Source organism: Paenibacillus amylolyticus (assembly GCF_036894225.1).
GTDB lineage: Bacteria > Bacillota > Bacilli > Paenibacillales > Paenibacillaceae > Paenibacillus > Paenibacillus amylolyticus.
In genome coordinates, this window is the sequence record NZ_CP145892.1 from 2,287,262 (window position 1) to 2,301,315 (window position 14,054).

General features: G+C 45.7%; 13 protein-coding genes. 4 read left to right on the forward strand and 9 right to left on the reverse strand.

Going from position 1 to position 14,054, the window contains the following annotated elements:
* Positions 1 to 77: 77 nt before the first annotated feature.
* The 3 genes from pepF to V6668_RS10380 form a co-directional block, all read right to left on the reverse strand.
* The gene (gene pepF, locus V6668_RS10370) at positions 78 to 1,868 is read right to left on the reverse strand and encodes an oligoendopeptidase F (RefSeq protein WP_127543947.1); all 1,791 of its coding nucleotides are present in this window, start codon (positions 1,866 to 1,868) and stop codon (positions 78 to 80) included.
* A gap of 213 nt (positions 1,869 to 2,081) precedes the next feature.
* Complete coding sequence (locus tag V6668_RS10375; RefSeq protein ID WP_036609669.1) at positions 2,082 to 2,267, reverse strand: hypothetical protein; 186 nt, start codon at positions 2,265 to 2,267, stop codon at positions 2,082 to 2,084.
* Positions 2,268 to 2,270: 3 nt separating this feature from the next.
* The gene (locus V6668_RS10380) at positions 2,271 to 2,504 is read right to left on the reverse strand and encodes a hypothetical protein (RefSeq protein WP_017689395.1); all 234 of its coding nucleotides are present in this window, start codon (positions 2,502 to 2,504) and stop codon (positions 2,271 to 2,273) included.
* A gap of 162 nt (positions 2,505 to 2,666) precedes the next feature.
* Here V6668_RS10380 and V6668_RS10385 point away from each other — a divergent pair, with 162 nt between their 5' ends.
* Positions 2,667 to 2,864, forward strand: coding sequence for a cold shock domain-containing protein (locus tag V6668_RS10385; RefSeq protein ID WP_017689394.1), 198 nt, complete (start codon positions 2,667 to 2,669; stop codon positions 2,862 to 2,864).
* A 155-nt stretch (positions 2,865 to 3,019) separates the two neighbouring features.
* Here V6668_RS10385 and V6668_RS10390 read toward each other — a convergent pair whose 3' ends face one another.
* Together V6668_RS10390 and V6668_RS10395 are read right to left on the reverse strand one after the other, a co-directional pair.
* The gene (locus V6668_RS10390; RefSeq protein ID WP_074094449.1) at positions 3,020 to 4,192 is read right to left on the reverse strand and encodes an MFS transporter; all 1,173 of its coding nucleotides are present in this window, start codon (positions 4,190 to 4,192) and stop codon (positions 3,020 to 3,022) included.
* A gap of 40 nt (positions 4,193 to 4,232) precedes the next feature.
* Complete coding sequence (locus V6668_RS10395; RefSeq protein ID WP_076249903.1) at positions 4,233 to 5,573, reverse strand: multi antimicrobial extrusion protein MatE; 1,341 nt, start codon at positions 5,571 to 5,573, stop codon at positions 4,233 to 4,235.
* A gap of 179 nt (positions 5,574 to 5,752) precedes the next feature.
* On the opposite strand from V6668_RS10395, the gene V6668_RS10400 reads away from it, so the two are divergent.
* Positions 5,753 to 6,832 carry a tetraprenyl-beta-curcumene synthase family protein gene (locus V6668_RS10400; RefSeq protein WP_017689390.1) on the forward strand — a complete coding sequence of 360 codons (1,080 nt, stop codon included), beginning with the start codon at positions 5,753 to 5,755 and terminating at the stop codon, positions 6,830 to 6,832.
* Between the two features lie 53 nt (positions 6,833 to 6,885).
* Entirely contained in the window at positions 6,886 to 7,857 is a 972-nt protein-coding gene (gene pfkA, locus V6668_RS10405) for a 6-phosphofructokinase (protein WP_036609663.1), read from the forward strand.
* Between the two features lie 87 nt (positions 7,858 to 7,944).
* Here pfkA and V6668_RS10410 read toward each other — a convergent pair whose 3' ends face one another.
* The 4 genes from V6668_RS10410 to V6668_RS10425 form a co-directional block, all read right to left on the reverse strand.
* Positions 7,945 to 9,297, reverse strand: coding sequence for an MATE family efflux transporter (locus V6668_RS10410; RefSeq protein ID WP_338708923.1), 1,353 nt, complete (start codon positions 9,295 to 9,297; stop codon positions 7,945 to 7,947).
* Positions 9,298 to 9,498: 201 nt separating this feature from the next.
* A complete protein-coding gene (locus tag V6668_RS10415; protein WP_036670137.1) occupies positions 9,499 to 10,680 on the reverse strand; it encodes a putative glycoside hydrolase in 1,182 nt (393 codons plus the stop codon).
* 163 nt (positions 10,681 to 10,843) lie between these two features.
* Positions 10,844 to 11,032 carry a hypothetical protein gene (locus V6668_RS10420; RefSeq protein ID WP_029880762.1) on the reverse strand — a complete coding sequence of 63 codons (189 nt, stop codon included), beginning with the start codon at positions 11,030 to 11,032 and terminating at the stop codon, positions 10,844 to 10,846.
* Between the two features lie 174 nt (positions 11,033 to 11,206).
* The gene (locus tag V6668_RS10425) at positions 11,207 to 12,028 is read right to left on the reverse strand and encodes a YitT family protein (protein ID WP_036609659.1); all 822 of its coding nucleotides are present in this window, start codon (positions 12,026 to 12,028) and stop codon (positions 11,207 to 11,209) included.
* 305 nt (positions 12,029 to 12,333) lie between these two features.
* Here V6668_RS10425 and V6668_RS10430 point away from each other — a divergent pair, with 305 nt between their 5' ends.
* Positions 12,334 to 13,935, forward strand: a complete 1,602-nt coding sequence (locus V6668_RS10430; protein ID WP_036609657.1) for a DEAD/DEAH box helicase — start codon at positions 12,334 to 12,336, stop codon at positions 13,933 to 13,935.
* Positions 13,936 to 14,054 lie beyond the last annotated feature (119 nt).

The following is a 14,054-nucleotide window of genomic DNA, read 5'->3' on the forward strand; positions in this document are numbered from 1 at the left end:
GTATGTTGCATCTTGCAATGATGATAAAATCCCCTGCCCGAACGGGCAAGGGATGCAGGTCACATGGAAAGACAACCTTATTTGGTTAGTTGCTCCATCTGTTCAATCAATTCCTTGAACACACTCATAGCTTCACGAATTGGCTGTGGTGTAGACATATCCACACCTGCTTTTTTCAGAATGTTGATGGAGTAATCACTGCCACCACTCTTCAGGAAGCCAAGATATCGGTCAACAGCCGGTTGGCCTTCTTCCAGGATTTGCTTGGAAAAGCTTGTTGCTGCGGAGAAGCCTGTAGCATATTTGTAAACGTAGAAGCTGTTATAGAAGTGGGGAATACGAGCCCATTCCATTTCAATTTCTTTGTCAACAGCCATGCCTTCTCCGTGATATTTAACGTTCAGATCATAATAGATCTCGGATAACAATTGTGGTGTTAATGCGTCACCTTGTTCTGCACGTTCATGAATGATTTTCTCGAATTCAGCAAACATGGTCTGACGGAATACCGTTGTACGGAATTGGTCGGCATAATAGGTCAACAGATACAATTTTTCCTTTGGATCTGTTGATTTGTTAAGCAGATAATCCATCAGCAACGCTTCGTTGGTTGTGGATGCAACCTCAGCCAAGAAGATGGTGTACTGTGCATCACGATACGGAAGTGTTGTATCCGAGTAATGTGAATGCAGAGCGTGACCCATTTCATGTGCGAGTGTGAACATACTGTTTAGGTTATCTTTGTGGTTCAACAAGACATACGGGTGAGTGCCGTAAGCGCCCCAGGCATATGCGCCTGAACGTTTATTTTCATTCTCATATATATCGATCCAGCGGTTATCATATCCATTCTGCAATGCGTCAGCATAGTCCTTGCCGAGTGGTTTCAGACCGTCTTTAACCGTTTGTTTCGCTTCCTCATAGGTAATATCCATTTTGTATTCGTCTACGAGTGGAGCGAACAGATCGTACATGTGCAATTGATCCACACCCAGCAACTTTTTGCGCAGGTCCATATAACGATGCAATAACGGAAGGCTCTCGTGAATGGTGTCTACCAGATTGGTATACACATCCGTTGGGATGTTATCTCCATATAGGGACATTTCCATCACGGAAGGGTACTTCCGAACATTAGCATAGAACATATTTTTGGTTACATTTGCATTCAAGGCAGCCGCAATTGTGTTCTTCTGTTTGGCATAGGTTTCGTATACCGCTTTGAAGGCACGTTCGCGAACTTCACGGTTAGGGTTCTCCAGGAACTGAATGTAGCTGCCGTGTGTCAGCTCAACTTCGTTACCATGTTCATCCTTGATTCTTGGGAACTTGAGATCGGCGTTATTCAGCATGCTGAAGATTGTCTGTGGTGCTTGTGAAAGGTTGCCTACCTGTGCAAGCAAAGCCTCTTCTGCTTGGCTAAGAACGTGGGCTTTTTCACGTTTCATCTCTTCCAGCGTAAATGTATAAGCAGAGAGTTTTTCGTTCGCAATAAATGCGTCCAACTGATCATCCGGCAAGGAAAGAATCTCCGGTGTGACAAAAGAAAGTGCTTCACCAACCCGTACGCCTAATTTCTGGGCTTTTTGGGACAGGTTTTGATATGTAGGATTAGCTGTGTCTTCATCTTGATGCATACGTGCGTACACAAAGAGGCGTTCTATTTTGAGGCTGATCTCATCTTCGAATTCGAAGCAAGATTTGAGTACATCGGGTTGATTCAATTTGCCTTGGAATTCGGAGGCCTTCTTGGTCAAAGACGATACTTCTTCATATTCCTGATCCCAGGCTTTCTGATCGGCAAATAAATCTTCCAGTTTCCAGCTATGCTCAGCTGGCACCTCGGAACGTTTCAATAATTGACTCATGGAAATCCTCCTTTGATGATCTGATGAATGTATGGACGAAGCTGCCTTCGTCTCGCTTGCCTGTGCGGAGAGAGACGAAGGAATCAGACTAAGTACCAGGATAACAGATAGCGATTTCTGGTATTTCAACGGCCTTCCTCCTTACGATACGAATAATTTCGTATAGTATGACCTTAGGCACGTTGAAATATTTGAGCATCTGGGTCCCCGTGATTAGGCTCCCATGTTATACAGAAAATAAACGATCAGGAAAAAGGCGAAACAAATGAGCAGGGTAGCAATAAGCGCCATTCCCCGTCTTAATCGATCCGGGATGGAATTGCGTCCTAGAATAAGCACAATACCAAGAGAGAAGGCAAGGATAATAAAGATGACGACATTGCTTGAGTCAAGCTGCATGGGTTAGACCCCTTTGAAGGCAGCCATCAATTGACGCCATTCATCCTCACGGTTCTCAAAATCTGCTTTTGGGAAACGGCGTTCAGCCCAGTGCATTAATGCAGGACGGCTAAGGAATGTATGGCATTCTTCGCCCCACTCTTCCGAAATTTCTCGCAGTACGAGATATTTGCCTTGAACTTCTACGGTCATCATATTCCACTTGTCTGTTTTGTATATTTCATGTTTTTTTATCATAGGTAGTCTCCAAACTAACGGTTTTGGTAAAATGATACCGTACCCTACGATTCAAAGCAAATTTTTTCGACATTTATGGAAAGATAAATTGCAAAATGGAAGCCCATACAGTATAATAAGGGTATTCGCCATAGATGGCGATATTTTTAGGAGGTTTTTCATTTGAAAGGTACAGTTAAATGGTTTAACGCAGAAAAAGGCTATGGCTTTATTTCAGTTGAAGGCGGCGAGGACGTATTCGTACATTTCTCCGCAATCCAAGGAGATGGCTTCAAAACATTGGAAGAAGGTCAAGCGGTAGAATTCGAAATCACTGATGGAAACCGTGGTCCTCAAGCAGCTAACGTAAACAAACTGTAAGAATTTATCCGGCTAACGGACTTCTTATATATTATAAATTTATAGCTGAATATTAAGAACCTAAGCACAGTCCCCCACGGGAGGCTGTGCTTTTTTTGATTCTAAAATTTTCAGTGTAAATAACGGTTGAATACGGTGTAAGTAACCCTGTGTGTTCAGGAGACACGATTGGTCATGCTGGACCATAACTTTAATCCGAAACCGATCAGTGCAGCCAGGGAGAAAGCCATAGCGGTGAGATAGAAGGTTTGTCTGCCTGCATGTTCCAGCAGCAGTCCGCCCAACGTTCCACTAAGAAGTCCCGAAGCACTGGACCAGACAATGGTGAACAAAGCCATACCTGTAGCTCTGTAGCCGTCCGGAACTAGGCGAATGATGTAGCGGACCGCCGTAACGTAAAAAATACCAAAGGTAACACTGTGCATCGTCTGAATTGCAACAACGGCTGCAGGTGTATCGGATATGGACATGAGAAGCAAACGAACCGTATACATCAGTGCAGCAAAAGCAATTAGCGGCAGTTCTTTATAACGGTTTCCATACTTGCTGAGCAGTAGAAAGATGGGGATTTCACTTACGGAAGAGATCAGCAAAGACCAGCCGATCAGCCCCTCGCTGGCACCCAGATCTTTTAGCGTGATGGTAAGAAATGCTTCGTTCATGCGATGTCCCATGGCAAGCAAAAATACACAGCCAAAAAAGGTGAGCACATCTCTGCGTTTCAAAATAGCCCATAACCCCGATAGATCCATTTTGCTACTGCTTCCCGAAGGTTGATCCTTCAATTGAAAACTGATCAATAGTGTAGTTGCAGCAAGACCAACGCAGACCCAAATCGTCCATGCTGGACCAAAAGATCCAAGGAAATACCCGATACTTAATGCAAAGAAGGCATAACCGATCGATCCGAAGACTCGAATGGAAGTGAAATTTCGGCCGTACTTGCTGGCCGTTGTAATAGCCATCGTATCGGAGAGTGGATAGACCGGATAATAGAAAAAGTAAAACAGGGTCACGAGTACAAATACCTGACCAAAAGTTGTTGCATTGGCGAGCATGATTCCTGTGATCAATTGACCACCAAGCAGAATGATCATCACTTTGCGTACCGTTTGGTAGCGGTCGCTGGCCATGCTCCAGAACATATTGGAGAACACAGAAATGAGGGGGCCAATTCCGTAGAGATATCCAATCTCAGCCCGACTGAAGCCCAGATGACTGAAGTAAAGCTGGAAGTAGGATACCACCAGGACGGTGGAACCAAAGATGGTGAACATGAGAGCCCGCAGCCAGTTCTGGTCCGGGCGGGCGTTGTGACTTAATTTCATGATGAGAGACTCCAATCCTGATAACAATTCAATGATTTTATTACCCTTTCAGGGATGTTGATTTACGGGCTCTAGGCACGGACATCGTAGGTTCTTGCTTCGTGCGCCGGATGACAAGCCAGACAATGATAAGTTCGGCGAGCAGGCCAAGGGATTGGGCTACAGCGCCAATCATGCCGTTCCACGCAGGAAAAATACTAACCAGTATAAGCAGCACAATCACCGTGCAGATTGCATTCGCCGTTTGCGAACGAAACATCGTTTTGGTCTGACCGCGAAGCAGAATGAGGCCATTGCTGAAATCCAGAAAAGGGAAGATCAGCGGAAATAAGACGAACGCACGCAGTGTCCACAGACTTTGTTGCAAAAGTTCGCCCTGAACGCTCATGACATTTTCGAGTACCCATGGTCCCAAGGGGGTATAGGCAATCGACACCATCATCGCAAACGGAATAAATCCGGTGACAAGTGCGAATTTTCGTACCAGTTTGGCGTCCACAAGGTAGAAATTCAGCACGATCTGATGGATGTATGTAAAGAAGCTTAGCATCAACTGCATCAGACTGCTTGCTATGGCAAAGGATGAAATGGCTAGTGCGATCCCGGTCGTTTTGCCAAGTACGATGTTAATAACCGGTCCTATGAACAGCGCTACAAAGCTGGATAACAGCAGTGGCTTATAAAAGCGAAATACGTCTCCCTTGCTCTCGACGGGATGATCCTCAAGCTTGGCTGGCATCTTGCGCTTGATGCTGTTTCCCTCCAGAAAGCTGACGAGCGCTTCAATCATCATGCCAGCAGCAAAAATGATAGCGCCTACACGTCCACTGTTAATGCTGTCTGTATATATGAAATAGAGGGAAAGGCCGTACATACCGGCTAAACGGAATACCATCCCGATGGTTAACCACTTGGTGCGGTTATTCGTAATGATGATCCCCTGATAGATGTTGCGGATCACTGAAAAGATACTTACATACATGAGAATTTCATACACGTCGATGACTTTGTTCAGCAGATCCGGACTTACACCAAACAAGTATTTGAACACCCCGGTACCAACGGGAGAGTATACGATAAGAAACCCAATGAGAAGCACACAGGCAAGAAATATTTTGGTCACAAACGTGAGGGCCTGAAAGGAAAGGCGATCGCGGACCAGTGCGGAACAGGTTTGCCGCAGCAGGGTGGAGGGGCGTTCCGTGAGGGTTAACAAGCTACCGGCGATGGCATAGCTGGCAATAACCGTCTCGGGATGAGCGGAACGTGCTAATGTGCTGTTTATGATGACGTGAGAAATGGTGACGAGAGAGGCGGAAATGCCAAGTGGCACAAAAAAAGAAAATAACCGTCTCCACGAAAGTGATTCACTTGACGACATGTCAACGACTCCTTTGATGGATGAAATATGCCTAGTATATCACAAAGCTTTGGGCGCGGATGCGATTTTTTATGCGGAATATGCGGCAGATCATTTGTACAATTAAGGGGATCATATTATAATAGGAATGGTTAAAAATCGCTCTAATACGTATTCAACCAAGTGGAGGCACATTTATTTTGAGCCAATCAAATCGAAAACGTCATCAATATCCGCGTGGACCGCTGGCATTGATGAGAGGGGTGTACAAATACACCATTCCGGAAACACGGAAGGCACTGAATGGATGGCGCGCTCAAGCTGAGGCGATTCCGAATGAGGAGTTGCGTACACAGGCACTTGCCAGTCTGAAGGATAAACAGTTTCACTGTGAAGGCGGAACCGTCTACGCATTGGCTGATTTGCCCAACAGACACATTCTGATTCCGCTGATCGTTTCATATCAAACTATTAGTGATTATTTGGACAATCTGTGCGACCGCAGCACGTCGATGGACCCGGATGACTTTCGTCTTCTCCATCAATCCATGCTTGATGCGGTAGATCCCGAAGCAATTCCCGTCAATTATTATGCCCTCCGTGAGGAGCAGGATGACGGTGGATATCTGCGGAATCTGGTGACCACATGTCAGGAACTGACCCGTCAGTTACCAGGCTATACGTCCGCCAAGCCCCAAATTCAGGATCTGGCAGGCCTATACACGGACCTGCAGGTATATAAGCATATCAAGCCGGAACTGAGAGAAACGGCACTGCTCGAATGGTGGTCGGAGCATCGTCATCGCACACCTCAGTTTCGTTGGAACGAATTTGCTGCTGCAACTGGCTCTACACTGGGCGTTTTCATGCTGTTTCTGGCTGCGAGTGACGATCAGTTGACTGAAGAGCAAGCGGCCTCGATCCACACGGCCTATTTCCCACATGTATGCGCATTGCACATTATGCTCGATTATTTAATTGATCAGGATGAGGACCGCATCGGGGGAGATCTCAACTTCTGCAACTATTATGAGAATGTGGAGACAATGCTGGACCGAATTGCTTTTATTGTGGAGATGGCACGCAGCGATGTACAGAAGATTCCGGGAAGCTCCTTTCACCGGATGATCATCGAAGGACTGATTGCCATTTACCTGTCTGATCCCAAAGTCAGCGAACAACAGGAAGTTCGCGTTGTATCCAAACGTCTGCTGAAAAATAGTCCGATCACAAGAATATTTTTCTTCATTTTCAGTCGCTGGATACGGAAAAATATGTAAGTCAGGTGTGATATTGCGGAGCCTGAAGTGAAACTAGAGGAGGAAGAAACATCATGACAGCAGTAAAGAAAATCGCAGTATTAACGAGCGGTGGTGATTCACAGGGGATGAACGCGGCTGTTCGTGCGGTTGTTCGCAGCGGACTGTTTCACGGTCTCGAAGTATTTGGAGTTCAACGTGGATACCAGGGTCTTTTGAATAATGACATTTTCCCAATGGATTTGCGGAGTGTAGGGGATATCATCCAACGTGGGGGAACGGTTCTTCAATCGGCACGTTGCAAGGAGTTCTATACCGCTGAAGGTCAGCAAAAAGGTGCGGACATTCTGCGTGCGCGTGGCATTGACGGTCTGGTTGTTATCGGTGGGGATGGTTCCTACAACGGAGCAAACAAACTGAGCAAGCTGGGCATTAACACCATGGGTCTGCCAGGAACGATTGATAACGATGTTTCATTCACCGACTATACCATCGGATTTGATACAGCTGTAAGCATAGTGGTTGATGCAGTAAACAAATTACGTGATACGATGTCTTCACACGAACGTTCTTCCATCGTGGAAGTTATGGGTCGTCACTGTGGAGATATCGCTCTGCATGCCGGACTTGCTTCGGGTGCTGAAACGATTCTTGTCCCAGAAGTTCCGTTCGACATGGACGAAGTAGCAGATCGGATGAAAGCTAACTTTGCACACGGCAAACGTCACAGTATTATTATCGTTGCTGAAGGCGTGGGCAAGGGTGAAGATGTAGCAAAAGAACTGATGGAACGTTGCCCAACGTATGAGCCGCGTGTAACCGTTCTGGGTCACATTCAGCGTGGGGGTACGCCAACACCTTTCGACCGTAACCTGGCAAGTCGTCTTGGCGACTTCGCTGTCCGTAGTCTGATCGCAGGCGAGACAGACAAAGGTTGTGGCATTATCAAGGGTGAACTTACCCTGACAGATATTGATAAAGTTGTTAACACAAAAAAAGATTTCGATATGGTGACTTACGAGCTTGCACAACGTTTGTCCCAATAATTCGATTCATAAGCAAAGAGCACAATCCCGCATTGACGAGGATTGTGCTCTTTTTGTTGTTTTCCAAAGTAAGTAAGTGTTCCGATGTTACGCCTTGCGGAGTGCGGCTTGTTTTTGTACCAGGAAGAGTCTCCAGAGAAGCGCTGTTGCTCCTACAGCAAGGCCGGCAATGAGGCCGATCCAGTATCCGAAGGCACCGAGTGAAGTATACGTAGCAGTTATATAACCTACAGGCAACCCAATAATCCAATACGCTATGAACGTAATGATAAGTGCCGGATTAACATCTTTGTAGCCACGCAATGCTCCTTGGGTCGGTGTAGCAATCGCATCCGAGATCTGAAAGAAAATGGCGTAGATGAGGAAATGCTGCGTAAGTGCAATGACCTCTCGATCGTTTGAATACACGCCTGCAATCTGTTCGCCGAACACAATCAACACGATCGCTGTCAGCAGTGAGAGTCCGATGGCTCCACCAATTCCAAGCAGACTGTATTGTCTGGCATCTCTCAGACGCCCCGCACCTGCCTCATAGCCCACAAGGATCGTAAGAGCCATACATATACTCACAGGCAGCATGTAGAGCGTAGAAGCGAAATTCAGCGCCGCCTGGTGGGCAGCAATTGTTGTGGTATCGAAACGGCTCATCATTAAAGTCACAGCAGCGAAGATGGACGTTTCGAAAAAAGTCGCAAATCCGATGGGCACTCCAATCTTGAGTAACTCTTTCCATTTGGAGAATGAGACACGGGTCCATTGACGGAAAATGCCATACTGGGCGAAAGGTTCGACCCGATGGACAAAAAAGAGACTAATAAGAAAGATCAGCCAGTATGTACATGCTGTAGCAACACCAGCACCAACACCGCCCAATTGTGGAAAGCCCCAGCGGCCGAATATCAGCAGATAATTTAGAAAGATGTTAACGGGCAGGGAAACCAACGTAATGAACATCGTAGTCCGTGTCTGGCCAAGTGCATCCATGAAGCTGCGCAGCACTGTATATCCGAAGAGCGGAATAATGCCAAAAGCGAGTGCGCACAAAAAATAGAAGGCGACTTGGGCAACCCTGGGCTCCAGAGGCATTCCGTTCAGTATAGGGCCAAGTAACAACGCCCCGGCTCCGATAACGACGAGACTGACTGCAATCCCGAGATACAGCGCCTGGATGACGTTATACCCAATCTGATCATTACGTTTGGAACCTAACAGATGGGAAACGACAGGTGTAATACCGATCAGAATCCCGCTTAGTCCAGTTTGAACTGGCATCCACAGACTTGTGCCGATTGCAACTCCTGCAAGGTCGGCTGGGGAAAACTTGCCTGACATATTGGTGTCGAAGAACGACATGGCAGAGAGGGCGATTTGAGTGGTGAAGATGGGCAAAAATATAATCAGGAATTGCTTCACTTTTTGGGAAAAACTTGTTGTGTTCATGTTCACTGGCAGTGCCTCACTATTCTATAGAGATGTCATCCAAGTGTCATATCTGGACAGCTATTTATTGTAGTGGATTTTGTTCAATTTGAATAGGGACAGAAGCAGAGTAGGGGGCAGAGAAAAATGAACACCAAAAAACCTCGCTCCGCTTCAAGCAGAACGAGGTTGGATGAAATGAGAAGTATGAAAGAGTGCGGATTACTTATATTGTACACCTGATGTATAACGGTTGGACGCATTCCAGAGCAGATATTCATGTACATCCATGTCTTTCATTGCTCTAATCTGGTCTTCCACTTGTTTCTTGCCATACTTGACATAATGCCCACTGCCCAGCCAGCTTGCTGTGAAGTCCTGGATCCACGGACGAATGACGGGTTTGAGTTCTTTGGTAGGGTCTAGTTTCTTGTGTGTATCTTCCATTGAACCCTTGATGGTTGTGTAAGGATCTTTGTCAGGATCCTTGACCCCATACCAGCCAGTTGAATAGTGACTCGGATATACCATCGGTGAAATGACATCCACATTTTCGGATATTTTAACAAAATCCTGTCCAATGCCTTCAGCCGCAGGTACAGAAGCGGCATAACCGAAAATATCAACCGAGACACGAACACCTAGCGGGGCCAACTCCTTGCGTGCATATTGCACGAATTCAGCCACAACATCCACGCGTGACTTGTCAGATTTGGTATATTTCAGTACATCGGCTCGAGTTTCGAAACCTTCCGGGAAACGAACGTAGTCAAATTGAATCTCTTTAAATCCAAGCTTGGCAGCTTCCTTGGCAATCTCAATGTTATAGTCCCATACTTCCTTGCTGTACGGATTCACAAAGCTGTCGCCTTTGCCATTTGCCCATACAGATCCATCCTTGTTACGGAAGGAGAGCTCCGGATTTTTCTTGGCAAGAATCGTATCTTTGAATACAACGACACGTGCAATCGGATAGACCTCATGTTTTTGCAATCGTTTCATCAAGGCATCGATATCCCGAATAAAAGGTTGGGATTTACCCATTTTCTGAAGCGCTTTGTTTTCTGTGGGATAAGTTATGTATCCGAGATCGTCTTTGATATCAATGACCATGGCATTCAGTTCTGTACTGTCTGTCAGTTCCAACAATTCTTTCATACGTGCGCCGCCTGCGCTGTAGGCCGTTACATAAATACCTTTGACCACAGGTGCATCAGGTTGAGGATCAATTTTGGCAGGTGGGTTATCGGCATCAATAACAACCTGATCTTTTTGAGATTGGATAATTGCGGTGTTAAAACTGTTGGTTAACGATTGGAATTGAGGATTTCCCTGGTCCGCCACTGCGGGGGCACCACCAAAGCTTCCAAAGGCCATAGCCATTAAAGCCCAAAACATGTTCATTCATTTCCACTCCCTTATGTGTGCATTCCATGTATGAATTATACATTAGAGCCTCTGGGCTTTTAACCATATTAATCAAGTAATGAAACACATGGAAAAAATGAAAACCGCTTCCTGCTGAGGAAATCCCCTGCAAGAAGCGGCGTGATCAATCTGAAAAAAATTATTGAATGTAAATCTCATTTTGATGCTCACAAATACTGTACTGAATGATTTCCATTGCGTCTCCCTGTTCCAGGATGCCCAGCCCATCCCGGAGGACAATCAGTGAGTCGAGTTCATTCGGTTTCAAGAAAGGGAGCATTTCCGGGCACCATCTGTTGACAATCTCAAACAGTTTTACCGTTTCCATATCCACAATAATCACCCTTTCCTACTCGAATTCCAAAATGGTAAGTCATTCGGCGCGATTCGGGAAAGCATATGGCCTGTGAAATTGAAGGGTTGAACCTGCTATACAACATATTTAGGAGCCGTACACCGTTATTATACCACAATGTTGTGAATTGTTAACCGTACAGGTGTCTCAACTTCTGCGAAATGAACCCATAACACCAACCGTTTCCACAATGTTAACAAAAGCGTTTGGATCTGTATCCTTGATAATACGTTTAATTTCAACCAACTCGTAGCGGGTGGTGACGGTCATGAGCATGTCCTTCTCAATATCCGTGTAGGCTCCCTGAGTCTTAATTTTGGTAACTCCACGAGGCCGAACAAGTAATTTTTTTAACATGGCTTCGGTTTCGTTTGTAATAATGTACAGTGTTACTTTGACGTGACTGATATGGATCAGATCAAGCACTTTGCCTGTAATGTAGATGGATACCATCGAGGCCAAGGCCGTATTCCAATTGTCACTCAGGTATCCTGCAAGCATAATGATCGTACCGTTCATACCGGCCATCACTGTACCAATCGGAAAGTCTCGTTTACGCGTGAAAATGGACCCAACAATGTCGAGTCCTCCTGTGGAGCCGCCGACTCGGAAGGAAACGCCAGTACCCATTCCAATAAGCACACCGCCAAATACAGAACTAAGTAAAGGGTCTGTAGCCACAGCAAAAACAGGCAGAAGCGCAATGAACCAGGAAGTGGCTGCTACCGAAAGAATACTTAATGTAATGAAGCGTCGTCCAAGAATAAACCAACCTGCAATGAGCAGGGGAATGTTAAGAACAAAATACATTATACTAAGATTCAACGTTGTAAAATAACCCAGAAGCATTGAAATACCGGACACCCCGCCGCTTAAAAGCTGATGGGGGACCAAAAACCAGTTGAAGCCGCAGGCAATAGCTGCAGCACCCAAAATGATCACTAAAGAGTGCCAAATTATTTTGGGCAATTTAATCACCTCATTTATATTTAAAACCAGATTGCTGGTAATCTTGAATTGTTTTGTGATATAATAATTTGTGGATATTCTTGAGTAGGAAACTTTTCCTAAATGGAGCAATAAAATTTTGAAATGTTTCAAACACATGTATGTAGTTTTAGTCTTATGTTGGGGACCCATTCATGGAATTATATTCGTTAGTGAAAATAATTCGTCCCGTTGGGATACCCTATAAATATTAACGCTACTTAAGAATACAGACAACAAAGTGGATTGTCCACCATGTCCACCATATAAAAGGAGCATGAATAATTTTGACAAATTTAAACTTTACAGATTTCAATCTTGAACCACTGGTGCTGCAAGCCATCACTGAGCTCGGGTTTGAAGAAGCAACACCGATCCAATCCAAAGCGATTCCTTTGGCACTCGAAGGCAGAGATTTGATTGGTCAAGCTCAAACAGGTACGGGTAAAACAGCTGCATTCGGTATTCCGTTGATCAGCAAAATCTCAAAAAGTGACGAGAAAATCCGCGCCCTTATTATGGCACCTACACGTGAACTTGCAATTCAAGTTGCTGAAGAGATCGAAAAACTTACTCGCTTCAAAGGTCTTCGCTCCCTGCCAATCTACGGCGGACAAGATATCGTGCGTCAAATCCGTGCACTGAAAAGAAAACCACAGATCATCATTGGTACACCTGGACGTCTCCTTGACCACATCAACCGCAAAACAATCAAACTAGATGATGTACAAACTGTTGTACTGGATGAAGCAGATGAAATGCTCGACATGGGTTTCATGGAGGATATCCAATCCATCCTGAAACAAGTTCCAGACGAGCGCCAAACGATGCTGTTCTCAGCAACAATGCCTCCTAACATTCAAAAATTGGCACAACAATTCTTGAACAATCCTGAACACATTTCTGTGATTCCGAAACATGTTAGTGCACCATTGATTGACCAATCCTATATCGAAGTACCTGAGCGTCAAAAATTCGAAGCATTGAGCCGTTTGTTGGATATGGAATCTCCTGAACTGGCGATCGTATTCGGACGTACAAAACGTCGTGTTGACGAATTGGCTGAAGCTTTGCAAAAACGTGGATATTCTGCAGACGGTCTTCATGGTGACTTATCCCAGAATCAACGTGATGCGGTAATGCGTAAGTTCCGTGACGGCAGCATTGACGTACTCGTTGCAACAGACGTGGCTGCACGTGGTCTCGACGTATCTGGTGTAACTCACGTTGTTAACTTTGACCTTCCGCAAGATCCGGAGAGCTATGTTCACCGTATCGGTCGTACAGGTCGTGCGGGTAAAGAGGGTGCTGCTTGGTCCTTCGTTACACCGCGTGAGATTGATCACTTGCACTTCATCGAGCGTGTAACACGTCACCGTATTCCACGCAAACCACTGCCAACAATGGCAGAAGCGGTTGAAGGTAAACAACGTTTGACAGCAGAGCGCTTGCTGGAAATCGTACAATCAGGCGAACTGAACGAATACAAAGGTATTGCGATTCAAATGCTTGAGCAATATGATTCTGTTCAACTGTTGTCGGCTGCACTGAAGCTCCTGACAGGTGACAAGAAAGATGCTCAAGTTGATCTGACTCCTGAAGATCCAATCCGTGCAAAACGTCGTAAACCGGATGTTCGCTCTGGCGGACGTAAACCATCGGGTTACAGCGGTAACCGCACAAGTGGTAGCGGCGGCAGTGGTGGTGGTTACAACCGCGATCGCAACAGCAGTGGCGGCGGACGTGGCGGTTACAACCGTGATCGTAACAGCGGCAGCAGCACTGGCACTGGCGGTGGAAGCAGAGAAGGTGGTTACAACCGTGACCGCAAACCGCGTCCAAGCAGTAACGAAGGACGTCGTCCAGCGAAAGATTCTTCTTTCGAGTAATATAAACGTATGATCTGAAAAATGGAGCGGGCAACTGCTCCATTTTTTTATTTTCAAAGTGACTGCATCATTTTATTTCACTGCCAGAAGCGGCCAGAAGCGCTAGCTAAGGACAATGA